Origin of the sequence: Clostridium sp. (assembly GCF_018372875.1) — a bacterium.
Classification (GTDB): domain Bacteria; phylum Bacillota; class Clostridia; order Clostridiales; family Clostridiaceae; genus Clostridium.
The window spans coordinates 1-26,998 of sequence record NZ_JAHAIF010000032.1 but is presented as its reverse complement, the minus strand read 5'-3'; the positions used below and the strand labels follow the sequence as shown (position 1 = coordinate 26,998).

The window sequence follows — 26,998 nt, the reverse complement described above, 5'->3', positions numbered from 1 at the left end:
AGTATAATTATTTTATGTATAAATATAGTAGCCTGCTATAGATAGCAGGCTATTATTGAATTGGAGGAAAATATGGAAAAGATATTGATTTTAGATTCTAACTCCCTTATGAATAGGGCCTTTTATGCACTACCTCCTTTAACGAATAGTGAGGGTGTTCATACAAATGCAATATATGGGTTTACAAATATGTTATTTAAGATGCAAGAGGAGATTAAACCAGACTATATAGTTGCTGCTTTTGATAAGAAAGCACCTACATTTAGACATAAAGAGTATGAAGATTATAAAGCTGGTAGAAAAAAAATGCCTCCTGAACTTGCAGAACAGTTCCCTATAATAAAAGAGTTATTAACTCTTATGGGAATTAATATATATGAGATTGATGGGTTTGAAGCGGATGATATTATAGGTACGGTTTCAAGAATATCAGAGAAAAATAATATTGAAAGCTTTATAGTTACTGGAGATAAGGATGCCCTTCAATTAGCAACGGAATATACCAATGTGGTAATAACTAAAAAGGGTGTTAGTGAAACTGCTGTATATAATGAAAAAGCATTTATAGATGAATTTGGAGTGACCCCAACTCAATTTATAGATGTAAAAGGGCTTATGGGAGATAAGTCTGATAACATACCAGGAGTTCCAGGTGTTGGAGAGAAAACAGCATTTAAACTTATTCAGACATATGGATCAGTTGAAGGTGTATTAAGTAATATTGATGAGATTAGTGGTAAAAAGTTAAAGGAAAACTTAACTACATATAGCGAACAAGCAATATTTTCAAAAAAGCTAGCTACCATAATGACAGAGGTTCCTATAGATATAAGTCTTGAAGATATAAAAAACAAAGATAGTTATGATAGGGAGAAGCTTAAGAAGTATCTATTTAAGTTACAGATGAAATCATTGGTTTCAAAACTTGGAATAGATTTTGATGAAGAAAAGGAAGATAGTACAGTAATAAACAAAGTAGATACTATAGAGGAATTAAAGAAATTATTAGCTTCATGCAATGAAAAGGTATATATATCTTATAATACATTTGATTCATCTTTATACTCAAAGATAGAGGTAAATAGGATGTTTATTGGTATTAAAGGTAGTGTAAGTGAAATTTTACTTAATGATATTTATTTAGAAAATAAAGAAGAAGCATTAAACATAATTAAGGATTTTATGGAAAATGATAAAGTAAAGAAGGTTATTCATAACTGTAAGAACTTAATTACGATTTTAAGCAAGCATAATATAGAGCTTAAGGGATTAGAGTTTGACACTGCTATAGCTGCTTATATAATAGATTCATCTAAAGGTGAATATAATTTAAATACATTAATTAATGAATATTTAGGAGAAGATCCAAAGGGAACAGCCGAAGAGGTTGAAGCAAAATTATCTTCATATCTAGATGAGTTATATACTGAACTTAAGGGTAGGATAGAAGATGATAAAATGGAAGAGCTTTATTATAAAGTAGAACTTCCACTTGTATATGTTTTGTCATCTATGGAAAAGGAAGGCTTTAATATAGATCATAATATGCTTAAGGATCTTCAAATAAAGTTTAGAGAAGAAATAGATAGAACTCAAAAAGAGATTTATAAACTTGCAGAAGAGGAGTTTAATATAAATTCTCCTAAGCAGTTAGGAAAAATATTATTTGAAAAGATGGATTTACCTGTTATTAAGAAAACCAAGACAGGATATTCAACTAATGCAGAGGTATTAGAAAAATTATCAGATAAACATGAAATAATACCAAAAATTATTTATTACAGACAAATAACAAAGTTGAATTCTACCTATGTAGAAGGACTTCAAAATGTAATAGATGAAGATGGTAAAATACATTCAAGTTTTAATCAATTAGTAACAACAACAGGAAGATTATCAAGTACAGAGCCTAATCTTCAAAATATTCCTATTAAATATGAAATGGGAAGAGAAATAAGAAAAGTTTTTATTCCAGAAGAAAACAATGATACTTTACTTTCATGCGACTATTCTCAAATTGAATTAAGAGTTTTGGCTCATATGTCTAATGATGAGAATATGATTGATGCATTTAAACACCATAGTGATATTCATAGAAAGACTGCTTCTGAGGTATTTAATGTACCAGTTGAAGAAGTTACATCACTTATGAGAAGTAGAGCAAAAGCAGTTAACTTTGGTATTGTTTATGGAATTAGTGATTTTTCTCTTGCACAAGATTTAAAGATAACTAAGAAAGAGGCAGGAGAGTATATGGATATTTATTTTGAAAGATATCCTAAGATTAAGTCATATTTAGAAGCGGTTGTTAGTAAAGCTAAAGAAGAGGGATTTGTTTTAACAATATTAAATAGAAGAAGATTCATACCAGAAATAAAGTCTTCTAATAAGATTGTAAAAGCTCTTGGGGAAAGATTGGCTATGAATGCTCCAATTCAAGGAAGTGCAGCAGATATTATAAAGATAGCTATGGTTAACGTATATAATAGGCTAAGAGAAGAAGGGCTAAAGAGTAAACTAATTTTGCAGGTTCACGATGAACTTATTCTTAATGTAAAGTCAGAAGAAGAAGAAATAGTAAGAAAACTAGTTAAAGATGAAATGGAGAACGCAGTTAAGTTACATGTATCTATGGAGGTAGATGTAAATGAAGGTCATACTTGGTATGAAGCTAAGTAAGGAGGCGTAGAAAATGTTGAAAATAGGGCTTACTGGTGGGATAGGTACAGGAAAAAGTACTGTGTCTAGAATGCTTATAGCATCAGGCTTTAAAGTGCTAGATGCAGATTTAGTAGCAAGGCAAGTACTAATGCAATATCCCGAAATATTAGATAAAGTAAGAATAGAATTTGGTGAAGGTTTTTTCGATTGGAGAGGGGAATTTAGAAGAAAAGAGTTTGGAAACCATATTTTTAGATTTCCTAAATTAAGAGTTAAATATGAGAATATCATAATTCCATATATAAAGAAAGAAATTAACTTGGCCTTTGAAAGGTATGAGCAAAATGGTGTTAGCCTAGTAATATTGGATGCACCAACTTTAATTGAAAATAATCTTCATGAAGATATGGATTATGTAATTTTAGTTTGGGCAGATAATACAACTCAAGTTCAAAGGGTAAAAACAAGAGATAAGCTTTCAAATAATGATGCTGTAAGTAGAATTAATGCACAAATGCCAATTGAAGAAAAGAAAAAGTATGCAAATATACTTATTGATAATAATGGAGAGCTAGTTAAAACTAAGAATCAGGTAGATGCCTTAGTTAAATTCCTAAAAATAATATAGTATAGAGGGGAGTAAGAATGAAGCTTAAAAGATTGATTATAGTATTAGCGGTAATAGTAGCAGTTTATTTTAGTGGAGAATTCGTATTGAAAACATATTTATTTCCTTTTAAGCATAAAGAAGCAATTGTTAAGTACTCAGAAGAATATAATTTAGATCCATATCTAGTATTAGCAGTAATTAAAGCAGAGAGTAAATTTAAAGCTGATGCTGAATCACATAAAGGTGCTATTGGGTTAATGCAGATTACAGGCGATACAGCAGATTGGATAGCAATACAAATGGGACTTGAGGATTATGATAGAAGTAAATTATATAACGAAGATTATAGTATAATGATGGGATGTTGGTACTTAGATAACTTAAGAACTGAGTTTGGAGTACTAAATAATTATATTGCAGCTTATAATGCAGGGAGAGGAAATGTAAACAAGTGGTTAAATAACGAGGAATATTCTAAAGATGGTAAGACCTTAGATTATATACCATTTAAAGAAACAAAAAAGTATGTGGATAGGGTAAATTCATATTACAAAATATATAAGGCAATATACGAATAGGTTGTATAGGGGGCAATATGAGAAAAAAGAATATAATAGTAGTTTTAATAGCGTTAGTTGTTCTAGTTGGATTTGGAATGTATTACTTTAAGCCATATTTATTGCCAATAAATAGTGGAGTTGTATGGTCAGAAAATGTAGTATCTGAGCGGGAGCAAATCTTATTAGATTTCGTTAATAATAAATTAACTGATGAAAAAGGTGGAATAAAAACAAACTATACAGAAGAGGATTCAGATGGAGATATTACAAAGGGAAGTTCTGTATTATCAGAATCAGAGGGGCTCATGCTTATATACTATCTACATAGAGGAAGTAAAGAGGATTTTAATAGAACTCTTCAATATATAAAAGAAAACATGATTCTAGAAAGTGGAGTTATAAGTTGGAGAGTTGAAGGAGATGAGCCTTCATTAACATCAGCTACTATTGATGATCTAAGAATAATTAAAGCTTTATTATTAGCTACAGAAAAGTGGAAGGATCAGAGTTATAGAAGAATGGCATTAAATATTTCCCAGGGAATAAAAAAGGATCTCTTAGAAGATGGCCTGCTATCGGACTTTAATGATGGATATAACAAAAGTAAAAAAACAACTTTGTGTTATTTAGATCTTCAGACTATAAAGCTTTTATCTAACCTAGACAATGATTATAAAGATGTATATAAAAAGTCATTAGATATACTTGAGGGTGGATATGTTAGTGATAGTATACCCTTATATAAAAAAGAGTACAATTGGGAAGATGGTAGTTATGATGAAGGAGATATAGATATGCTTTTATCTACAATAGTAATATTGAATAAACTTGATGCTGGTGAAGATGTATCTAAGAGCGTATCTTGGATAAAAGAGAGAATGCTTAATGATAAAAAGCTATATTCCACCTATAGTGTAAGTAGTGGAAAAGCGTTAAGTAATGTAGAATCTACATCTATATACTCTAATGTAATTCAAATAGCAGCTGAAGTTGGAGATAAAGAACTTTATAATAGTTGCTTATCAAGACTTCAAGAATTTCAAGTAATAAATCCTAGAAGTGATATTTATGGGGCTTTTGGGGATGAGAATACTTTACAGGTATATTCATTTGATAATTTGAATGCATTAATAGCTATGAGAAGAACTATTAATTAAATATTATATTAAGAGGAATTGCAAAGCAATTTCTCTTTTTTGTTGTATAGGAAAATATATGCGCTTAGTCTTTTGCTCACATGCATTTCCAAAAGCCAGAGTGAGTTGAAAAAATAAGTGTATTATATTTATAAAATGTGAATCTAGAGTAATAAATTTATGTATATCTATGAATTTTTGTTATGGATTTGAGAAGAATAAAATTGTTAGGAAATTGTAACATTTTAAAATTAATGACCAATAGTCATAAAAGTGTGTTATAATAATTTCATCAATTTAACTAAAGGATGAGGTAATAGTATGAAAAATGCATTAAGGATTTTTAAACGTGATCTAAAGAAGATAGTAACAAATTGGGTTGCACTTGTAGTAGTTATAGCACTAATAATATTACCAGCGCTATATGCCTGGTTTAATGTAAAGGCCATGTGGGATCCCTATGGAAACACAAGAGGGATAAAAATTGCTGTAGTTAATGAGGATATAGGTGCATCATTAGAGGGGAAAGAAATTAATGTAGGAGAAGAGATTATTAAGAAACTCGAAGAAAATGAAAATATAGGTTGGCAGTTCGTAGATAGAGAAGATGCACAAGAAGGTGTTAGAACTGGAAAATATTATGCTAGTATGATAGTGCCAGAGGATTTTTCAAAAAAACTTTTATCTATAACAGAGAATACAATAATAGAACCAACATTAGAATATACAGTTAATGAAAAGAGTAATTCTGTAGCACCTAAGATAACAGATAAAGGTGTAGGTACTGTTAAAGATCAAGTAAGTGAGCAGGTTATACAAACAGTCGATGGGATAATTTTTAGTGTATTAAACAAAATTGGTGTTGAAGTAACAAACTCAAAACCAGAAATAAGAAAATTAATTGATGTAATTTATAAATTAGATGAAGAAATGCCACAAATTGAAGAATTAGTTAATAAGGCATATGATGGAACTATAACAATAGATGAAATGGTAAATAATATAAATCAATTAATGCCAACAATTGAAGATACCATAAATACAAGTCAAGATGTACTAGGAACAAGCAAAGATTATTTAGATAAGGCAAAAACCTCACTAACACAGTTATCACCAGTTATTAAGCAAGACTTAGTAGTTGCTGAAAATGTAGTAGGAGGAATAAATAGCTTATTACAATCTATTGATGAAAACACATCACCTGAAAAAGTAAAGGAAATTCTTACAGTAGTAAAAGGTAAGATAGAAGGGGTAGGCAATTCTGTAGAGTCATTAATTAAGCTATTAAAGTCTATAAATAATTTAATTCATAATAAAGACTTAGAGAATGCTATAGGCAATTTAACTAAAATAAAGGATGAATTAGATAAGGTATTAGGTTTAATAAATGAAGGAATTGAGGGAGGTAATAATGAAGCCTTTAAAGATAAATTAAAAGACCTTCAAGAAAGAGTAGCAAGAATAAATTCAGTATTAACAAGCGTATTGGATAATTATGATAGTAAAATAGTGCCAGCATTAAATACTGGTATAGCTCAATTAACTAAAATAGCAGATAATACTTCAATGCTAATGAATGAAGCAGAAAAAAGTATACCTGATTTAAAAAATATATTAGGATTAATAGGTGAAGGCTCTAAACTTGGTAATGAGAATCTAGGAGTTTTAAAAGAAAAGATGCCTACCTATAAAGAAAAGCTTCATGGTTATGTAGAAAAGATAAAAGGTCTTGATGATGAAGAGAAAATAGATAACATATTAGACTTAATTACAGGAGATGCACATGCTCAAAGTAAGTTCTTATCAAGCCCTATACAAATAAATGAAACTAAGGTTTTCCCAATTCCAAACTATGGATCAGGAATGTCACCATTTTTCTCAGCTCTTTCTATGTGGATAGGAGCAGTGCTATTATTGTCATTGTTTACTACACATGCTAAAGATTTTGAGGATGGAACACAATTAAAACCTTATGAAGAATACTTAGGGAAATATTTATTCTTCTTAACTATGGGGATACTTCAATCTGTGGTTATAACTTTAGGAGATATCTTTATATTAAAAGCATATGTTGTACATCCAATTCTATTTGTTGCATATGGAGCTTTTATAAGTGTTGTATTTGTTACCATAGTATATACTTTAGTTTCTCTATTTAGAAATGTAGGTAAAGCTTTAGCTGTAATTTTACTTGTATTACAGATAGCTGCTTCTGGTGGAACATATCCAATAGAAGTTATGCCGGAATTTTTCCAAAGCATACATCCATTGCTTCCATTTAAGTATGCTATTGGTGGTTTAAGAGAAGCTGTAGGAGGAATTGTACCAGAATTATTATCTAGAGATACAATAGTTTTAGCTGGATTTTTCTTGGTATTTATAATAATTGGAGTATTAGGAAAGAAATATTTGAATAAAGCTTTAGATAAATTTTCACGAAAATTAGAAGAAAGTGAAATTGTAGGTCACTAAGGGATTAAGATGAAGAGCTTCTTCATCTTAATTTTTATAAATTAATTTAGGAGAGATAGTTATGGAAAAGTTTAGATTTATGGATTCAGAGGGTAAAAATATTTATGTTTATAAATGGGAGCCTAAAGAGAAAGATATAAAAGGAATTATTCAGATAGCTCATGGTATGACAGAAACAGCTTTAAGATATAGCTATTTTGCAGAAAAGTTAAATGATGCAGGCTTTGTAGTATATGCTAATGATCATAGAGGGCATGGAAATACTGCATGCACAAAAGAAGAATTAGGATATATTGCAGATGAAGATGGATTTCATTGGATGGTAGAAGATTTGAATGAACTTACAGATATAATAAAAATGCAATATCCTAATGTACCAGTAATATTATTTGGACATAGTATGGGATCCTTCTTAAGTCAAAGATATATACAACTTTATGGGGATAAAATTGATGGATTAATACTTTCTGGAACAAATGGAAGACCTAAAAAGATAACTAAAATAGGGAAGTTTATTGCTGGTTGTGAGATAAAACTATATGGAAGAAGGCATATAAGTAAAGTAATGGATAAGCTTTCTTTTGGTGATTTTAATAGCAATTTTAAACCTAATAGGACACAATATGATTGGTTATGTTCAGTTGATGAAGAAGTTGATAAATATATTGCAGATGAAAAGTGTGGCTTTATTTGTTCTTCATCATTCTATTATGATTTAATTAATGGATTGTGGAAGATACATGAAAAAGAATCATTAAATAATATACCAAGAGATTTACCAGTATATATATTTGCAGGGGATAAAGATCCGGTGGGATATGCAGGGAAAGGAATAGAAAGTTTATTTAACTTATATAAGGATATTAAATTAAAGGACGTTTCTTATAAACTATATGAAAATGGAAGACATGAAATGCTAAATGAATGGAATAAAGATGATGTAATAAATGATATTTTAAAGTGGACAAGTAAGGTTGTTTAGATAAGTAAAAACTTTTAAAGAAGAGATTCTGAGTTCAAGAATCTCTTTTTCTGTGTCAAAAAATATACGTCACTAGTATTTTGATAGCATCCCTTTATAAAAGCACAAAATTTCTTTTTTAGACATTTAGAGAAGTTATATACAATAAAATATATTCAAATCTTCACATATTTTAGAAAATAATGTAAAATATAAGTGTGAGGGGATGATGATTTGTTAGAGAGGGAAAATTGGAAAGACATTATTTATTGGCCAATAAAAAAGGTTGTATTTTATTTGGTAATAATGATTTTTATAGATAGTTTTATTTATATTGTATTTATGGATTATAAGGATATATTGGATATGATTAATAATATACTTCTAATAATTACTGGAGTTTCTGCAGTTATAATTATAAATACAACAATGTTATTGTCTGAGAGAATTGTTAAATTAACTAGTTTGTTATATATAGTAATAGTTGTTTTTGCTTTGCTAGAATTATTACCTGAACATAAAGTATACCTTAAGGAAGCTCATTTTGCACAAGTAGGCTTTGAGAGATTTGTGTATATGTGGTTTTTCTTTGCATTGATACTTGTTTATACAAGCATGGGAAAAAGAGAAAATCAAAAAATAAAAATAATATCCTATTTCATAATATCTTTATTTATATGTAACCAATTTACTGCAAGAAGTTTTGTAATCATAAAACTTCTTACAATAATACTTTTCATAATATCCTGTTTTATCTTAGCTGACTTTAAGTTCATTGAAAATAGTAAATTAAATATTGCAAAGTCAGGAAATATATGTTTCATTTTAATAACTGTAAGTAGTTTTAAATCTACATATATATATGTCTATGAGGCTTTTTTTATTACTATGATTCTGTGTACGGTAGTTCTTATGAATAATATAGTTAATAACCCTTATAAGATATTATTTAAAGATCTCTTTGAAAAAGGAATAGAGATGGGGAATTTAAATACAAAAATAATTGAAAAGAATAAGGAATTAGAGTTTTCTCAAAATATTGTTATGAAAAAGGAGAAGGTTTTTAAGAGCTTTTTTCGGAATGTTCCTATACCATTAGTAATTTTGAATAAAGAAACCCGAAGGATTTCTTTTGCAAATTCTAGTTTTGTTAATATTGTAGAAAATAAGTCTTTAAAGAGTATTATAAATAAGAAATTTACATCTGTAATAAATATAGATGAAGGTAAATTCAATAATTTAAATTATAGCGAAGGAAAGATAATACTTAGGGGGTCTATATCTAATGAGGAAGATTTAAAATATTTTGATATAGAATTAATTGACAGTAGTACAAGTAGTGATGAAATAATAGTAATATTAAATGATGTTACATCAAAAGTTAAAGTGGATTCAATGAAAGAAGCTATTCAAAATAAAATGTTAGAAGAAAACTTGAAAAGAGACTTTCTATCTAATATATCCCATGACCTAAAAACGCCTATTAACGTAATATACTCAGCAATTCAGTTAGAAGAATGTTTAATAAAAAATAATAATATTGATGGATTGAAAAAATATAATACTATTTCTAAACAAAACTGTATTTCATTAATAAGATTAGCTAATAACCTTATAGATACTAGTAGGATAGAATCTGACTATATTTCTGCTGACTTAAAAGTAAAAAATATAGTAGATATAATAGAGAATATAATAGCAACATTAGTAGATTATGCTCACAATAATAATGTAGATTTGATTTTTGATACTAATGAAGAAGAAGTATATGTAGAGTTAGATGAAGACTTTATGCAGAGAATAATTGTGAATTTAATTTCAAATTCTATAAAGTTTTGTAATTATAATGGAATGATAAAAATAAATGTCCAGGCTTCTTATAAAAAGGTAGTAGTTTCTGTACAAGATAATGGAATAGGAATGGAAGAAGAGTTTATAAAAGATATATTCAACAGATATTCTATGGGGAAAAATAATGAAGCAAAATCCAATAAAGGAACAGGTATTGGTATGTTTGTTGTAAAAAGATTGATGGAAATACAAAATGGTGATGTATTTGTAAGTAGTAAAATAGGAGAAGGAACAAGATTTGACTTAGTCTTTAATAGAGTTTTAGAAAGGCGTTATAAGTATGTTGCACAGAATTAAATCTATAGAGTACCAAGAGAATAATAATAACAAATACAAAGAATCTTTATTTGTTACTATTCCAATATTAATTTCAATACTGTTAAATTGCTTTGTTAAGTGTGATTATAACCTATATCTTGTACTTATAGAAACATTTTGCGCGTCTATGGGGGCTGCCTTATTTCTAGTATGCATTATAAGAAAGGATAAAAAAGTTAATTACTATTTTTATATTGGAGTAGGATTCTTCTTTTTAAGTATATTCTCATTTATACATGCAGTGCTATTAAATTCATCTGTAATCAATGTAAGTGAAAGTATAAATAATATTTTTGTATTTTCATCATATTGTTTATCTTACATTTTAATTATATTATCATTTGGGTTGGATAAAAAGAAAAGTAAGCTAATAGATTCTATAAGGAAATATATATTAGTAAGTATATCAATACTATTAGTAAATATGTATTGCACTACAAAAAAATCCTATTTAGGAAGTAGTATAGAGTTTGAAAGGATAATAATTTTAATAATATTAGTACTTATAACCTTTAGTTCTATTAATAAAAATAAAGATAGATTGAATGTTAATGAAAAGAATTACCTTTATGCTTATTTAATATTATTAATATTTAGCCAAGTAATTGATTTCTTTAATGAGTTTTATGAGTTTACTTTAGGATTTGAGGTTGGAATATTTAAGTATTCATCTTATTGTATAATGTTTGCGGCTATAAGTAGATTTGTATTGTATAAATCTTATCATGATATAGAGATGGACTTAGAAAAAGCACAAAAAAGACAAGTAGATTTAAATAGAAGATTGAGTGAAAGAAATAAACTACTTATTGAGTGTAAATCACAAATAGAAAAGAGTGAAAAGAAATATGGTAAACTAATTAATACTATAAAAGATGGAATAATAATTTTTTATTTTGATAGGCTTTCTTATATAAATAAAGGAGCTTTACAAATATTAGATTATAATGAAGATGCATATGTAACTGGAAGAAGGCTAGAGTATGTACTTAAAGATTTAATGCCACTAACTAGCTTCCGTTTTGATAATAATGGGAATGTGATTTTAGATGAGTATATTAAAATAGAAAATATAATAAAAAAGGATAAAGAGTATGAAATCTATTTATTAAAAATGGACAAGTATAATAGATTACTATATGTAAAAGATAATACTGAAATAAATAGGAATAGAAAAATTAGAAAAGAATATGAAGAGTATTTAAAGGAAGAGTCACTAAAAAATGAATTTTACTCCAATATATCTCACGAGTTAAGAACTCCCATAAATCTTATTTATTCAGCACTTCAATTAAATGAAATTAATTTAGAGGAAGAATCTATAGAACCACTAATGGCAAGAAATAAGATAATTAGGCAAAATTGTTTAAGACTTATAAGAACAATAAACAATTTTATTGATACTAATAGGATATCTGAAGGTTTTTTAAAGCCTAATATGAAGGTTTGTAATATAGTGTCTGTTATAGAAAATATTTCTATGGAGTGCACAAGCTATTTTGAAAAAATAGATGGAACTATTACTTTTGATTCAGTTGAAGAAGAGATATATGTTGAATGTGATAAGGATATGATGGAAAGGATAATGTTAAATCTATTATCAAATAGTGTGAAGCATGGGAAAAGAAGGGGAAAAGTATATATATATATTGAAGAAGATGAAGATATAGTATTAATTCATGTTAGTAATAATGGATATGTTATAGATAAGAGCATACAACCTTATATATATGATAAATTTACTAAAATTAACAAATCATTAAATAGAGAGAGAGAAGGAAGTGGATTAGGTTTATTCTTAGTAAAAGCCCTTTTAGAATTGCAAGGTGGAGTGATTGAACTTAAATCTAACAGTAAGGTAGGTAGTGAGTTTATAATTAAGTTACCTAAATCCTATGAAGAAGAAAATGTAGAATATAAGCATGAGATGGTTGCAATAAAAGAAAAAGTAGATATGGAATTTTCGGATATATACCTTTAAGCATATTTCTTCTATATAAACATAATAATATATAGAATATAGGAGTTTTGGGGTGTTTTAGATGGGAAAAATATTTAAGGTAAATGGTAAGTTTAAGATATTACCTTTTGTTGGACTAACAATATTACCACTAATAGGTGGAGGGGGGATAGGATATCTTATTAGAAATTCTATAAATATATATGGAAAATTAGATAAACCTATATTTTCACCACCTAGTTTTGTTTTTATAATTGTGTGGACTATATTGTATTTACTTATGGGTTTTGCATCATATAGGATATATATGATTAGAGATAGTGGTAAAGATATTGGAACATCTTTGTTCTTTTATATCATACAACTGTTGCTAAATTATTTGTGGCCAGTTACATTTTTTTTATTTAGATTATATGGAATGGCTTTTATAGAGCTAATAGTACTGTTCATATTTGTTGGGATTACATTTTTTAAATTTATTAAGCTAGATAAGATAGCAGGAATTTTATTTATACCTTATATGGCTTGGTTAATATTTGCAGGTGTATTGAATTATTTTGTTTGGTGGAAAAATGAAATGTATATATAGGTGATTATTGATTTACGTATATGAATGTGATAGTATTAAATATAGTTTAATATGGTTAGTTTATAATGGCGTGTTACAAAAAGGCATCAGCTATCAATTAGGGGTAGTTGACGCTTTTTTATTTTCATAAAATTTTAGTGTAATAATATATAAGTATCAAATGTTTACATGATAATGTAAAAATGATATTATATAGGATGATATAAAGTCTAAAAATGTATTTTCATTAAAGTTATTTTTAGAAAGAGAGGATAATATGAGTAGGGTATTAGCTAAAGATGCGGTCATAACTAGAGCTTTTAATAATAACCTTGCCTTGGTAAAAGTAGATGGCAAAGAGAAAATAATCTTTGCTAAGGGAATAGGTTTTGGTAAAAAGTTTGGAGAAATTATAAGTAAGGATACATCTGTAGAAAAGATATTCTCTATTGAAGATGAAGGCAATGCAAAGAATTTAAAAAGGATAGTAGAGAAGGTTGATAATGAGTTTTTTGCAGTTTGTGAAGAAGCTATTGTAGAGATTTCAAAAAAGGTGGAAGGTGAATTAAATGAAAAGATTCACGTAAGTCTAATAGATCACCTTCATTTTGCAGTGAAAAGGCTTAAAAATAAAGAAGAGATAGTAAATCCATTCTTAGCAGAGATAGAAAGTTTTTATCCAAAGGAGTATGAATTAGCTAAAATAGTAGCTAATAGAGTTGGGAAGGCAATGAATATAGTAATTCCAGAAGGAGAGGTTGGATTTATTGCACTACATATACACTCAGCATTAAACAATGGAAAATTATCAAATACTGTAAAGTATAGTTATTTAAGTGGAAATATTATAAAGCATATAGAAGAAAGGTTAAATTTAACTATAGATAGAAAATCTCTTGATTATACAAGGTTTATTACTCATATTAGATTTGCAATAGAAAGAATTATGAATAAAGCAAAGATTTATAATGATTTATCAGAAGTTATAAAAATTAGATATAAGGAATCATATAAGGTAGCAAAAGAAGTTGCACTTATAATTCAAGACTATCTAGCTGTAAAGGTAAGTGAAGAGGAAATAGCATATTTAGCTCTTCACATTGAAAGATTTAGAGTGAGTTTGTCAGATTAAGATAAATTATAGTATAATAATAATAGGCATATTAACTTGCATAAGTTAAGTTGCCTATTTTTTTGATTTAGAAAGGATTGTTATATGAGTAAGGTAATTATTGCAGAAAAACCATCTGTAGCTAAAAATATAGCAGATGCCCTTAATATAAAAAAGAGAAAAGATGGATATTTCGAAGGTGAAGGATTTTATATAACATGGGCTTTTGGTCATTTGCTTCAACTTTATGATGCTAAAGATTATGATGAGAATATGAAGGGATGGCGAATGGAGAAATTCCCTTTTATTCCTAAAGAGTTTAAGTATAAGGTAAAGTGTGACAATGTAAATAGAAGTGCTGAAGATAAAGGGGCTGCAAAACAAATTAATATAATAAGCTCCCTTATTAATAGAAGTGATGTTGACGGTGTGGTTTCTGCAACAGACTTTGATAGAGAAGGTCAAGTTATAGCAGATGAACTCTTTGGATATTTAAATGTTCAAAAACCAATTTATAGATTATTACTTAATGAATGGACTCCAGATGAGGTTAAGAAGGGAATGGCTGCACTTAAGGATAATATTGAAATGAAGTCACTTCAAGATGCAGGGATAGGTAGGCAATGGACAGATTGGATTATAGGGATAAATCTTACTTCAGTAACTACTTTGAAATACAATTTTGAGAAAAATAAAACTTTAAATATAGGAAGAGTGTTACTTCCAACATTAAAAATAATTTATGATAGAGACATTGAGATAGAAAATTTTAAGGCAACAAGCTATTATAAATTAACTTCAACATTTAAAACTTCAAGAAATGAAGAATTTGATGCTTTATATTATGAAAAGGAATCTGAAAAGTTTGAGGATAAGAAGGTACTAGATAATATTGTATCATTATTAGATGGAGAAGATGCTAAGGTAATTGATAAACAAACAGAGAAGAAGAGAGAATATCCTCCATACTTATTTAATCTTTCAAATCTTCAAGGTTATATAACAAGTAAATATAAGGGATGGACATCAGATAAGGTTTTAAAAGTAGCTCAAAGCCTTTATGAAAAGAAGTTTACAACTTATCCAAGAACGGCCTCAGTTGTTCTTGAAGAAAGTTTAGAGGATAGAGCGAGAAAGGTATTAAATACATTAAAGGTTGGTTTGCCTTATGAAAATGAAATTAAGTTTGTAAAATCAAAAAGAGTGTTTGATAATTCTAAGGTAGAAAGTCATAGTGCTATAACTCCAACTTATATAAAACCTACTGGACTTAGTAAGGATGAAGAAATTGTATATAATGCAATTAAAAATAGATTTATAATGCAATTTATGCCAATAGCAGAATTTGAAGAAACTAAGATTACATTAAAGGCTGAAAACCGAGAGGTAAAGGGCCAATTTATAGCTAAGGGTAAGGTACAATTAGTAGAAGGGTGGAGAAAGGTAGAGAAGATAGATACAAAGGATACAATACTTCCAATGGTAAATAAGGATGAAAATGTACAGTTTGTAGCTAACAAAATAGGGAAAGTTACTAAAAAGCCACCTAAACATCATACAGAAAAAACTCTGTTAAGAGTCATGGAGACCTGTGGTAAAGGCGTAGAGGACAAAGAGGATTCAGAGGAAATGATGGCTTCTATCTTAAGTGGTTTTAGTATAGGGACTCCAGCTACTAGAGCAGAAACTATAAAAAAGCTTAAGGATATAGGATATATAAAAACTAAAGGAAAAAGTCTTACTTGCACTGAACTTGGAAGGACAATGGTTGAAATATTTCCTGTTAAGGAGCTTCTTGACCTTGAGTATACAGGAAGACTTGAAAAGACATTATCAGATATAGAAAAAGGAAGATTTGAAAAATCTGATTTTATGAATTTAATTTGTAATTTCACTGAAACTGCTGTTGATAAGATAAAGAATGATACTGGAGCATTATCAAAGTTTAAGGTTGAAGCTCCAGAAGGAAAAGAAGTTATAGGAAGATGTCCTACTTGTGGAAATCCAGTTATCGAAGGAGAAAAGGGATTTGGATGTACTAATTGGAAAAATGGATGTAAGTTTACTATCTGGAAAGATGATAAGTATATTGCTTCATTTGGAAAACAAGTTACTAAGGAAATGGTAAAGCTTCTTCTTCAAAATGGTAAGGTAGGATTTAGAAATTTAAAAAGTAAAAAGGGAAATACTTTCTCAGCTTATTTTAAATATATTAAGAATGAAGAAACTGGTAGATATAATTGGGAGATAGAATTTATTTAAGAGAAATTGTTTTGCAATTTCTCTTTTTTGAATAATGTTTTTTCTATAGGGAAATTTATTTATGAGGTGAGATAAATGAAAAAGATAACTTTCAAAGGAACTGATATAACCCTTGAAGGTAGTCAGTTATCAGTTGGAGATACATTAAAGAGCTGTATACTTGTTGGGAATGATTTAAATGAAGTTGAATTAACAAAGACAAATGGTATTAGAGTAATATTATCAGTGCCATCAATTGATACTCCTGTTTGTGATACTGAAGTTAGAAGGTTTAATAAAGAAATTGAAAGTTTACCAAATGCACATTGCTATACTGTTTCAATGGATTTACCATTTGCTCAGGCAAGATGGTGTGGAGCAGCTGGAATTAATAGAGTAACAACTTTATCTGATTATAAGTATAAAAGTTTTGGAGATACAACAGGAACTTATATAAAAGAGCTTGGATTATTAACAAGAGCTTCTTTTGTAGTAGATGAAAATAATAAAGTTATATTTGTAGAATATTTGGATGAAGTAGCTAATGAACCAAGTTATGATAAGATAATTAGTGTTGTAAAAAATGCTATTTAATAATGTATTTATAAGTTTAAGAGGAGAGCTTTGCAAAGGCGAAGCTCTCCTCTTATTTTATTAAGCTATGAATATATAAAGATATGTTGTAGGCTAATGGAGCAATAAATACTGTCATTATTCCAGCCACTCCAATTGAAAGACCACTCATAGCGCCTTCTGTTTCACCTATTTCTAAGGCCTTAGTAGTACCTACTGCATGAGCTGCTGTTCCTAGGGAAATTCCAACTGCAACACTGTCTTTTATTTTAAATATTTTACAAATTGTAGGGCCTATAACTGCTCCAATTATTCCAGAGAGAATTATTGCAAGAACAGTTATTGAAGAAATACCTCCTAATTGATTAGAAAGTTCAATTCCTATTGGAGTTGTAACTGACTTAGGTAATAGTGACTTTATTATTGAAGCATCTAATCCTAAAAAGTAAGAAAGTCCTATTACTGCAAATATTCCTATAATAGATCCAAGAAGTACTCCAAGAAAGATAGATAAAGAATGTTTCTTTAATAAATCTAACTGTTTATATAGAGGTACTGCAAGTATTACGGTTGATGGTCCAAGAAACATATTTATAAATTTTCCACCTTGATTATATGTGTCAAAATCAATATTAAAAGCAAGTAAGAATGCTACTACAATTCCTATTGCAATAAGTAATGGGTTAAATAGTGGAATATTTGTCTTTCTATATATATATAACCCTATTTCAAAGGCAACCAGTGAAAGGACTATACCAAATAAAATATTATTAGTTATTATGCTCATCTACTCCACATCCTTTTGTATTATCAACTTTTCTAGATATAAATTGAACTATTAACCCTGTGCTAGCTATTACTATTGAAGTGGTTAATATACATACTATTATTAGTTTTATCCAAGTATCTTTTATAACTCCAACAGAAGTCATAAGTCCTACACCAGCAGGGATAAAGAAAAATGCTAGATGATCTAAAAGAAATGTTGATACAGTTTCAATCTGTTCTAGTTTTATTACCTTTGTGCATAAAAGTAACAATAAAATTAGCATTCCTAGAATGTTTCCAGGTATAGGGAGGTTTAAAAGTCCAGATATTAGTTCACCCATTAGATAAATTCCGAATATTATAATTGCTTCTCTAAATAGTTTCATAATGCGCCTCCTATTTTATATCACTTTTAATTTATCATTTATGAAAATAAATGTAAACTACGAAAAATTGCGGAAAACAGTTAATTATGTCTATATATATCTGTAGGCTTTAGTTACTTAAAAGTTACTAATTGATAGTATAAATAATTATTGTTATACTTAAAAACAAGCTATATATAAGATAGGAGATGAATAAAGTATGGATAATAATAAATTTAAGTGTCCTATTGAATCTTTATCAAATATATTAGGGAAGAAGCAAATTTAAAATGCAAATAAAGGAGTATTAAAATGTTTGAAGGATTAGCAGCATTAGAAAATATAAGTTTTTTACTAGTATTTTTAGAAGGGATATTATCATTTCTATCACCTTGTGTTTTACCTTTAATACCTATTTATATTAGTTATTTAGCAGGTAATGCAAAGAAAGAAAATGAAGATGGAAGTATAACATATATAAGAAAAAAGGTGTTGTTTCACACAATATTCTTTATATTAGGAATTTCAACAGCCTTTTTTGTATTAGGTTTATCATTCACTTCCTTAGGAAAGTTCTTTAATACAAATAAAGCTTTATTTAGTAAAATTTCAGGAATTATAATTATAGTTTTAGGGTTATACCAAATTGGGATATTTGATTTTAAATTCCTTCAAAGAGAGAGAAAGATAAATCTTAATTTAAGTGGTAAGAAGATAAATCCTTTAATGGCATATATAATGGGATTTACATTTAGTTTTGCATGGACGCCTTGTGTGGGACCAGCGTTATCATCAGTATTAATTTTAGCTTCTAGTGCTAAAAATGCTGCTTTAGGAAATTTATTGGTATTATTGTATACAGTTGGATTTACAATACCATTTTTATTATTAGGTATATTTACTACACAAGCTTTAAACTTTATTAAGAAAAATAAGAAGATAATGAAGTACACAATAAAGGCTGGTGGTGTAATTATGATTATAATGGGTGTAATGACCTTTACTGGATGGGTAAATAACATAACAGGATATTTAAGTTCAACTGGAAATAATCAGAATGCTCAAAAGGAGCAGCCTAAAGATGAAGAAAAGGAAAGTGATAGTGAAGGGGATAAGAAAGAAGCACCAGATGCAATTGACTTTGAACTAGTTGATCAGTATGGGAATATACATAAGTTATCAGATTATAAAGGAAAGGTAGTATTTCTTAATTTCTGGGCAACTTGGTGTCCTCCTTGTAAAATGGAAATGCCTAATATAGAAGAACTTTATAATGAATACAATTATAATAAAGATGATGTTGTTATATTAGGGGTAGCTCAGCCTGGAGGGCAAGAGAAAAGTATTTCTGGTATAAAGGAATTTATAAATAGTAATGGATATACTTTTCCTACAGTTTTTGATGAAAGTGGGGATGTATTTGGAAATTATTATATAAGATCACTACCAACTACTTTTATGATTGATAAAGATGGAAAGATATATGGCTATGTAAGCGGAGCTTTATCAAAGGATCAAATGAAGAGTATTATAAATCAAACAATAGAAAAGAAATAATAATAGGCTATGAGGGGTCTCATAGCCTATTACTTTAAAAGATTAGGATTCTTTAATATATTTTTTTTCTATTATAGCAACTAATTTATACATTAAGAATGCAATTATTGAAAGTAGTACTATACTCATCATTACCATATCTAACTGGGAGATTTGACCGCCATAAACAATTAGGAAGCCAAGCCCTTCTCTTGCAACTAGGAATTCACCCATAATTACACCAACCCAAGATAGGCCAACATTAATTTTTAAAGCTGATATTAATACAGGAATAGTATAAGGTATAATTAAATATCTTAAAATTTGTATTTTGTTAGCTTGGAATGTTTTCATTAATAGAATTTTTTCTCTATCTACATCTTGGAATCCTGTAAATACACTTATTATAGTGGTTACAATAGATATTAAAAGTGCTATTACAATTATAGCGCTAGTACCATTACCAACCCAGAATATTATAATAGGTGCTAAAGCAACTTTTGGTAGAGCATTTAATACAACTAAATAAGGGTCTAATACCTTAGCTGTAAATGGGAACCACCAAAGAACTATAGCCACTATAGTACCTAAAATAGTACCCAGTGAAAATCCTAATATGGTCTCATAACATGTAACCCAAATGTGTCTTAGTATAGTTCCATCTTCATAGAAAGATAGGAATGATTTAAACATCCTACTGGGACTTGAAGTTAAAAATGGGTCAATCCACTTCATATCTGCTGCTAATTCCCATAGTACTATAAATCCAAGAAGAATTAGTATTCTAAAAAGAGTAACTTTTAATTTATCACGTTTAACTTTCTTAACGTACAGTTCATGTTCCTTACTCATTATCCATCCAACTCCTTCCATAATGAATTAAAATAGCCTTTAAATTCAGGCTCTTTTCTTCTTTGGAAAGGGGTAGCATATTTATTTGCAAATTCCATAGGAACATCAATTTTTATAGTAGAAGGTCTTTTTGCTAAAACTAAAACTCTATTTGCTAAAGAAATTGCTTCACTTATATCATGAGTAACCATAATTGCTGTTTTCTTTTCTTTTTTGATTATAGAGCTTACATCATCACAAACTTTTAATCGTGTTTGGTAATCTAAAGCAGAAAAAGGTTCATCCAAAAATAATACATCAGGATTTAAAGCAAGAGTTCTAATTAAAGCAACTCTTTGTCTCATACCACCTGAAAGTTCTCTAGGATAATGGTTTTTAAACTTTAAAAGGTCATAATCTTTTAATAGTTGTTCAACTCTTTCTTTATTTTCTGGGGTCATAAGTTTCTTTATTTTCAATCCTAAAGTTACATTTGTCCAAACAGTTTCCCATTCAAATAAATGATCCTTTTGAAACATGTACCCAATTTTATTTAAATGTTTATGAATGTCATCTCCGTTATAAAGTACTGTTCCACTAGAAGGTTCTAATATTCCAGATAGTATATTTAAAAGAGTGGATTTTCCACAACCAGAAGGTCCAAGTATACAAATAAAATCTTCATTACTTACATCAAAATTTATATTGGTTAATGCTTTTGTCTCTCCTTTTAAGGAGTGATAATTCATAGATATATCTTGAATTTCAAGCAAAGACATCTAATCACCACCTTTTTATTTTATGTATATAGGTGGATTATCTTATATGTGATGTGGGAAGCCTTAAAATTAAGACTTCCATCATCCACACTTGTTCGTCCTGTATTTCTACTATTTTTCATTTACTATTTTTTCAGCAAAAGAGTTATTTACTATTGTCTTATATTCAGGTCTAGAAGGTATAAGTGATGCGTCATAGGATTGAATAACATCCATTAATTTAGTTAAATCTTCTTCTTTTAATGTTGGATCTGAAGCAATAGCATCGATTTCTTTGTAGTTATCGATAACCTTAATAATAATGTCTCTATCAGTTCCAGGGAAGAAAGATATAATTGAATCAGCTACTTCTTCAGTTGTATGGTTTTGGAACCATTGTTGTCCTTTATAGATGGCTCTGGTAAATTTTTCTACTGTTTCTGGATTTTTATCCATATAGGATTTTGTTGAGAAGAAACAAGTATAAGCAAGTTTTCCAGAATCGTTACCTATTGAAGCAACAATCTTTCCACTACCTTCTTTTTCTAGCATTGAAGCTGTAGGTTCGAATAGAGCTACATATTCCCCACTTCCAGCCTTAAATGCACCAGCAGTAGCAGTGAAATCAATATTAGTTACCATTTCTACATCTTTTCCAGGGATAATACCATGGTTATTCATAACATATTCAAGTGCCATTTCAGGAACTCCACCAGGTCTACCGCCTATTAACTTCTTACCCTTTAGTTGTTCCCAAGTGAAGTTTTCTTCAGCATTTCTTCCAACTAGGAAGGAACCATCTTTTTGAGTAAGTTGAGCAAATAGTACTGGGTAGTCTTCTCTTCCTTGATTATAGATGTAAATTACTTGTTCAGGTCCACAGAAACCAATGTCGGCGTTGTTGCTAAGCACATTTTGCATTACCTTATCAGCTCCTTGTAGTCTTTACAGTCAGGTGCGACAAATGGGCATACTTACCTTCAAGTTTCTTCTTAGTGGTAGTATCATCATCAGAGCCAATAAAGTTAATTTTAAAAGTCCCATCATCACCATTCCAAGTTATATCTTTAATTAAACTATTTATAAGAAGTTTCTTTTCATCATGATTTAAACTATCTATAATAGAACATTGATTAAGCAACATACCTATAAAAGATATATCTAAATCTTTTTGTTTATTTTGTTCAACTTCTTCTTCATGATTGGATAGGTTTGCTTTTAATTCATAAAGCTCTTGTTTTAAAGCTTTAATCTTTTGGACTAAAATATCAGATATATCATTATCAAGAGAGAGTTTGTCAACTAGGTTATTAATCTGATTTTCCTTAGTGGCAATTTGTTTTTCAAGTTCAAATTTATAATTAGCAAGTTCTTTATTCTTAGACTTAGCTTTATTCTTTTCAATTAAGTTATCTATGAACTTTTGCTTGTTCTTACCAAGGTTCTTTAAAGCTTCAATTACAATTGAATCAAGTTCATCAACTCTAACATTTTTATTATCACAACGTACACTTCCAGATTGCTTTTTTAGGTTACATGCATAATAGGTACGTTGAAAACCAGTGGTTTTATTTTTTGAAGCATATAAAATTCTCATTCTAGAGCTGCATTTTGCACATTTTAGAATACCAGTAAGTAGGGCTTTTGTAGACCTTGCAGAGGTTTCAAATCTAATAGAGTTTTTGGCAATAAGCTTTTGTGCATCAATCCATTCTTTACTTTCAATTATTCCATTGTGTTTTGATACTCCTGCCACCCAATCACATTTATCTCTTTGGGTTCTAACTAGTTCACCATCAACAGTGTAATTACTTTTAAATTTGTTGTAGAGGATTATTCCGTGGGTATTATCAGGGCTTCCACAGGCATCAATACCTTTACTTCTAAGATAATTCATTACTTCTTCAGATGATTTAGTGTAAACAGGATTAGTAAGTATATTGCTTATAGATTTAAGGGTGAAATCAGCATTATTTCTAGTTTTAATATAATTTTGTAACAGGTACCTTTGAACAGAGCTTAAGGATTTTAACTCTAGGTATTTTTTAAATATTATCTTAACTGTATTAAGTTCATCTTCATTAGGCTCTAGTATAGCCATAGAACGCTCTTTTAAGTTTTCATCTAGGTATTTATAGGGTTTGGATGTAAAACCTAAAGGGGGAGTGCCACCTAGCCATCTTCCTGTCTTAGCTAGTTCAAGCATATTATCTCTAACTCTTTCTGCAATAGTTTCTCTTTCAAGTTGTGCAAATACAGAACTTATATAGATCATTGCTCTTCCCATAGGGGTAGTGGTATCAAATTGCTCCTTAATACTTACAAAGTCTATATTGTTACCTTGGAGAAGTTCTAAGGTATTTGAGAAATCTGCAACATTTCTTGAGATTCTATCAAGTCTATAGCAAATGAGAATATCATACTTTTTACTCTTGGCATCATTTATGAGCCTTTTAAATTCAGGCCTATTTGTATTACCCCCTGAGAAACCTTCATCTTCATAAATTAGGAATTCAGTTATATTTTTTTCTCTTAGGTTGATTGAAGCGTATTCTTTACACATTTGGATTTGGTTTTCTATACTCTCACCTTTTTCAGAGAATTTAGATTTTCTGCTGTATATAGCTGCTTTCATTTGTAACCTCCAATGAATATATTTCTATGTTTAGTTTATGAAATTTTAGTAGAAAAAGAATTAGATTCATGGAATGAATGGAATTAACAAAATAACCTGATATGAATAATATGAAATAATAGCAATTTTAAGGGGGAGGAGCTTTGAAGGTAAAAGCTATCATAAACTACCCAAAGGATATGGATGCTTTATATGACAAAGCTTCAGATGTTTTAGCAGATATTTTGATTAAAAAGCTCCAACCAAAGGAAATAGATAAGCTTGTAGCTTTACTTAAAGATAAAAATAAAAAAGTAACTTGGTAAGAAGTTTAAGAGAGGACTTAAGAAAAGGGGAAGATTGGTTGATTTGAATGTATAGGGAGTATTAGGGGGGGATTCTCCCCTCTGGTAGATTGGAGAATTTTATGATTAAAAATATGGGGGGGAGGGAGATAGAATAAATAAATTGGAGGTTGCTCTTAGGGGATATGCTAATAGGAATTTAATATTGGCTATAGAGAATAAAAGGTTGGTAGGGAAGCATGAGGGGCTTAAGAAAGTACCACAGAAATGTTCTATGAAATTGAATAATATGTTATTGGAATAATATGTTATAATTACAGTGAATAATTACTAGCAAATTATAACTTGCAGGAGGATTGTTTATGTAATCTGATAAAATTATGGGGGTATATGATGGGTAAATTTATGCAGATGAAGTCAACATTATTTATTATTAGTGGTTGGGTTATATTGTTTATTGTAAATAAAAAAGTTAATATAATACCTTTATTATGCAGTAATGGTATTAACAAGCTGAATGGAGAATATTATCGTTTTATTACTGGTGCAATGCTTCATAATGATTTGATACACCTGCTTGTAAATTGCTTTGCTTTATATTGGATTGGGTATTATTTAGAAAGAAATATAGGGAGTGTAAAGTTCTTAATTTTTGGAATACTTGCTTGTATATTATCAGAAGTTATATTTTTATCGATATATAGTGAAGCAGAAAGTTCATTTGGAGGATCAACTTTTACATTCGCATTTATTGGTTTAATATTAGTATTGCAATTTTTAAGACCAGAACTTCAAAAATTAAAATTAGGTACATTGTGTGGAAATTGTATATTTATTTATGGAATTTTTTCTAATATTCCAAGTTTCTATTTTATAGATATAACAACCGTAATATCACATTCTATTTCGTTAAGTGTAGGAGCTTTGTTAGGAATATTAGCTATTCTTATTATAAAAAAATCCAATTTATTCATTAGCTTATTGAAGAATAGAAGAGGAAAATTAAATGAATGATAAAGTTATAATTTATTAAGGAGAGAAAGGTATGCTTTTAATTGGTGTAAAAGAAGAAAATGGTTGGTTACTATCAAGATGGAATTTAACATATAGAGTTGGTTGGGAATTAATTTGCAAAGCTACACATTCTGTATTTGAATACTATAAAAATTTAGAGATATTAGTTGACGACAAACCGATTTGTATTTTAACCAAAGATGATATATTTAAGATGAAAGAAGGGAGAAGTTTGACAATTAGAGGTTTATCATTAATTCTTGGTGTTCCTATTATGATTACATTTTTTAACCAGACAAATGCAGTCAGTATAAACGTTGCAAGTACCACAGAAGAATTCAAAATAGCGGATTACCAAAAATTTAATCTGTCTTTGGGGCAATATGTGGATAGTATTGAGCTTTCTATGTACCGTTAAAATTATAAACCGTGAATGCGGAGGTTGTGGAATATGGAGTATCAAAGGAGATATGAGTACATGTATTTTAAGAGGTGCCAACATTGTAATACTGAATTTGAATACGAGATAAGTGGAAATTTTATAGTCTTTTGTCCCCATTGCAGAAAATGTGTTCTTGTAGAATGTGAATATGGATATGGACCGGTAGTTCCTTGTAATATATTTTTGGGAAAAGAAGAAATTGCCACAGTAACAAATCATACTAAAAATGTAAGTGTATATAGGTATGACTCTGATAAATTTAATATCCATAAAATATTAAGTAAAAAATATCTTGAAGCTTTAGAGGAAGCAAGAGATATTACCGCTGTATTATTAGACTAAATGATGTAAGCGTATTGAGAGAATTTCAGAGCCTACAAGAGTGTATTGATAGATATGATTAGTTCAAAAGGAATATACGGTATTTTTTTATTTTGTAATTATAAGATATTATTAACTATCTGAAATTATTGAGAACTAATTAATATATTTTGACCTTTGAAAATCAAATAGTATGATATTTTCAAAATATGCTATAATTAACTTATAATTGTAAAAGGGCTAGATATAAATAAAATAAATTCAAAAGGAGAATATTAGATGGGGTTAGTTATTATAGGAACAATTTTAGTAGCTATATTTATTGTTATATTCTATATACCAACTAAGTTAAAGGAACAAGAAGAAAAACAATCGTTATATGTTAAAGAACTATATATAAGAATAAATAGACTTGAATCTAAGATAGATAAAATACTAGATTCAAATAAAAATGAATTTTGAAATAGTTACTTAAATATATTAAGAAAGTGAAATGAAATATTAAATTAATGGTGGCACCGTATTATTTAAAAATGAATTTGCAATATTTTTTTATAAAAAGTACTTAAAAGAAAAAAGTTGAGGGGATTTACTCTCAACTTTTTTTCATTAAATGATCATAGTAAAAGCAAATAGCACTATCTATAATAGTATTCATATAAATATTGTAGTCAGGGCTTGTACCTTTAATCTGATTAAGTTTTATTAGGGTAGATTTTCTAAAAGAATAAGATCTACGGACTTCAAAAAATTCTCCATCTATAGGAGGGGTAATACCATTTGGTTGAGGTTTATGTCTATTATCTTCAATAGGTGGAGGAGTAAAGTTTATTTTAGTGACAGGTTGAACCTCTTCTTTAGCTTCATCGGTAAAACAAAAACTAGCAACAGCATCCTTTGATGGGGGAACATAATCTGTAAAGCAGATTTCATCCATTGGTTCTTCGTAACATAAATCGTCTTTTGACATTACAAATTCTTTTTTTCTTCTTGCCATCTCAAACCTCCAAATTGTTTTTCTA

General features: G+C 28.8%; 25 protein-coding genes. 18 read left to right on the top strand and 7 right to left on the bottom strand.

The annotated features are described in order from the left end of the window. Positions 1 to 72: 72 nt before the first annotated feature. The 12 genes from polA (at position 73) to tpx (ending at position 17,043) form a co-directional block, all read left to right on the top strand. The gene (polA, locus tag KIB46_RS10950; protein WP_291671899.1) at positions 73 to 2,679 is read left to right on the top strand and encodes a DNA polymerase I; all 2,607 of its coding nucleotides are present in this window, start codon (positions 73 to 75) and stop codon (positions 2,677 to 2,679) included. A gap of 13 nt (positions 2,680 to 2,692) precedes the next feature. Then, positions 2,693 to 3,289 (top strand): dephospho-CoA kinase, encoded by a 597-nt coding sequence (gene coaE / locus KIB46_RS10945; protein WP_156560822.1) that lies wholly within the window; start codon positions 2,693 to 2,695, stop codon positions 3,287 to 3,289. A 17-nt stretch (positions 3,290 to 3,306) separates the two neighbouring features. Continuing rightward, positions 3,307 to 3,849 (top strand): lytic transglycosylase domain-containing protein, encoded by a 543-nt coding sequence (locus KIB46_RS10940; protein WP_156560824.1) that lies wholly within the window; start codon positions 3,307 to 3,309, stop codon positions 3,847 to 3,849. Positions 3,850 to 3,866: 17 nt separating this feature from the next. Further along, positions 3,867 to 4,988, top strand: coding sequence for a glycosyl hydrolase family 8 (locus KIB46_RS10935; RefSeq protein WP_156560826.1), 1,122 nt, complete (start codon positions 3,867 to 3,869; stop codon positions 4,986 to 4,988). Positions 4,989 to 5,288: 300 nt separating this feature from the next. Continuing rightward, a complete protein-coding gene (locus tag KIB46_RS10930) occupies positions 5,289 to 7,439 on the top strand; it encodes a YhgE/Pip domain-containing protein (RefSeq protein WP_291671895.1) in 2,151 nt (716 codons plus the stop codon). A gap of 61 nt (positions 7,440 to 7,500) precedes the next feature. Continuing rightward, positions 7,501 to 8,421, top strand: a complete 921-nt coding sequence (locus KIB46_RS10925; RefSeq protein ID WP_156560830.1) for an alpha/beta hydrolase — start codon at positions 7,501 to 7,503, stop codon at positions 8,419 to 8,421. Between the two features lie 213 nt (positions 8,422 to 8,634). Beyond that, positions 8,635 to 10,548, top strand: coding sequence for a HAMP domain-containing sensor histidine kinase (locus tag KIB46_RS10920; RefSeq protein ID WP_291671892.1), 1,914 nt, complete (start codon positions 8,635 to 8,637; stop codon positions 10,546 to 10,548). Next, positions 10,532 to 12,550, top strand: coding sequence for a HAMP domain-containing sensor histidine kinase (locus KIB46_RS10915; protein ID WP_291671890.1), 2,019 nt, complete (start codon positions 10,532 to 10,534; stop codon positions 12,548 to 12,550). The genes KIB46_RS10920 and KIB46_RS10915 overlap by 17 nt, the downstream gene beginning before the upstream one ends. Before the next feature lie 61 nt (positions 12,551 to 12,611). Next, positions 12,612 to 13,118 (top strand): TspO/MBR family protein, encoded by a 507-nt coding sequence (locus KIB46_RS10910; RefSeq protein WP_156560836.1) that lies wholly within the window; start codon positions 12,612 to 12,614, stop codon positions 13,116 to 13,118. A gap of 256 nt (positions 13,119 to 13,374) precedes the next feature. Continuing rightward, positions 13,375 to 14,229, top strand: coding sequence for a PRD domain-containing protein (locus KIB46_RS10905; RefSeq protein ID WP_291671887.1), 855 nt, complete (start codon positions 13,375 to 13,377; stop codon positions 14,227 to 14,229). An 84-nt stretch (positions 14,230 to 14,313) separates the two neighbouring features. Further along, the gene (locus tag KIB46_RS10900; protein WP_291671885.1) at positions 14,314 to 16,470 is read left to right on the top strand and encodes a type IA DNA topoisomerase; all 2,157 of its coding nucleotides are present in this window, start codon (positions 14,314 to 14,316) and stop codon (positions 16,468 to 16,470) included. Between the two features lie 75 nt (positions 16,471 to 16,545). Next, positions 16,546 to 17,043 (top strand): thiol peroxidase, encoded by a 498-nt coding sequence (gene tpx, locus KIB46_RS10895; protein WP_156560842.1) that lies wholly within the window; start codon positions 16,546 to 16,548, stop codon positions 17,041 to 17,043. A gap of 52 nt (positions 17,044 to 17,095) precedes the next feature. Here the strand turns inward: tpx and KIB46_RS10890 are convergent, their stop codons facing one another. Next, on the bottom strand, positions 17,096 to 17,809 hold the full coding sequence (locus KIB46_RS10890; RefSeq protein WP_156560844.1) for an LrgB family protein: 714 nt from the start codon (positions 17,807 to 17,809) through the stop codon (positions 17,096 to 17,098). Continuing rightward, positions 17,793 to 18,176, bottom strand: coding sequence for a CidA/LrgA family protein (locus KIB46_RS10885; RefSeq protein ID WP_291671881.1), 384 nt, complete (start codon positions 18,174 to 18,176; stop codon positions 17,793 to 17,795). Before KIB46_RS10885 ends, KIB46_RS10890 begins: the two co-directional genes overlap by 17 nt. A 291-nt stretch (positions 18,177 to 18,467) precedes the next feature. Between KIB46_RS10885 and KIB46_RS10880 the strand changes: the two genes are divergently transcribed. Further along, the gene (locus KIB46_RS10880; protein ID WP_291671879.1) at positions 18,468 to 19,712 is read left to right on the top strand and encodes a cytochrome c biogenesis protein CcdA; all 1,245 of its coding nucleotides are present in this window, start codon (positions 18,468 to 18,470) and stop codon (positions 19,710 to 19,712) included. A gap of 42 nt (positions 19,713 to 19,754) precedes the next feature. Here KIB46_RS10880 and KIB46_RS10875 read toward each other — a convergent pair whose 3' ends face one another. From KIB46_RS10875 to KIB46_RS10860, 4 genes are all read right to left on the bottom strand, one after another. After that, complete coding sequence (locus tag KIB46_RS10875; protein ID WP_156560851.1) at positions 19,755 to 20,543, bottom strand: ABC transporter permease; 789 nt, start codon at positions 20,541 to 20,543, stop codon at positions 19,755 to 19,757. Beyond that, on the bottom strand, positions 20,543 to 21,301 hold the full coding sequence (locus KIB46_RS10870; protein ID WP_156560853.1) for an ABC transporter ATP-binding protein: 759 nt from the start codon (positions 21,299 to 21,301) through the stop codon (positions 20,543 to 20,545). The genes KIB46_RS10875 and KIB46_RS10870 overlap by 1 nt, the downstream gene beginning before the upstream one ends. Positions 21,302 to 21,412: 111 nt before the next feature. Continuing rightward, positions 21,413 to 22,201 carry an ABC transporter substrate-binding protein gene (locus tag KIB46_RS10865; protein WP_156560855.1) on the bottom strand — a complete coding sequence of 263 codons (789 nt, stop codon included), beginning with the start codon at positions 22,199 to 22,201 and terminating at the stop codon, positions 21,413 to 21,415. Between the two features lie 7 nt (positions 22,202 to 22,208). After that, on the bottom strand, positions 22,209 to 23,915 hold the full coding sequence (locus KIB46_RS10860) for a recombinase family protein (RefSeq protein ID WP_291671875.1): 1,707 nt from the start codon (positions 23,913 to 23,915) through the stop codon (positions 22,209 to 22,211). Between the two features lie 143 nt (positions 23,916 to 24,058). Between KIB46_RS10860 and KIB46_RS10855 the strand changes: the two genes are divergently transcribed. From KIB46_RS10855 to KIB46_RS10835, 5 genes are all read left to right on the top strand, one after another. Beyond that, positions 24,059 to 24,220, top strand: a complete 162-nt coding sequence (locus tag KIB46_RS10855) for a hypothetical protein (RefSeq protein WP_291671872.1) — start codon at positions 24,059 to 24,061, stop codon at positions 24,218 to 24,220. Positions 24,221 to 24,592: 372 nt separating this feature from the next. Further along, a complete protein-coding gene (locus tag KIB46_RS10850) occupies positions 24,593 to 25,213 on the top strand; it encodes a rhomboid family intramembrane serine protease (protein ID WP_291671870.1) in 621 nt (206 codons plus the stop codon). A 31-nt stretch (positions 25,214 to 25,244) separates the two neighbouring features. Continuing rightward, positions 25,245 to 25,631: a hypothetical protein gene (locus tag KIB46_RS10845; protein ID WP_291671869.1), complete on the top strand. Its 387-nt coding sequence runs from the start codon at positions 25,245 to 25,247 to the stop codon at positions 25,629 to 25,631. A gap of 60 nt (positions 25,632 to 25,691) precedes the next feature. Next, positions 25,692 to 25,997, top strand: coding sequence for a hypothetical protein (locus tag KIB46_RS10840; protein ID WP_291671867.1), 306 nt, complete (start codon positions 25,692 to 25,694; stop codon positions 25,995 to 25,997). A 258-nt stretch (positions 25,998 to 26,255) separates the two neighbouring features. After that, positions 26,256 to 26,438: a hypothetical protein gene (locus KIB46_RS10835; protein WP_156560867.1), complete on the top strand. Its 183-nt coding sequence runs from the start codon at positions 26,256 to 26,258 to the stop codon at positions 26,436 to 26,438. A 133-nt stretch (positions 26,439 to 26,571) separates the two neighbouring features. Here the strand turns inward: KIB46_RS10835 and KIB46_RS10830 are convergent, their stop codons facing one another. Further along, a complete protein-coding gene (locus tag KIB46_RS10830) occupies positions 26,572 to 26,973 on the bottom strand; it encodes a hypothetical protein (RefSeq protein WP_291671864.1) in 402 nt (133 codons plus the stop codon). Positions 26,974 to 26,998: the final 25 nt, after the last annotated feature.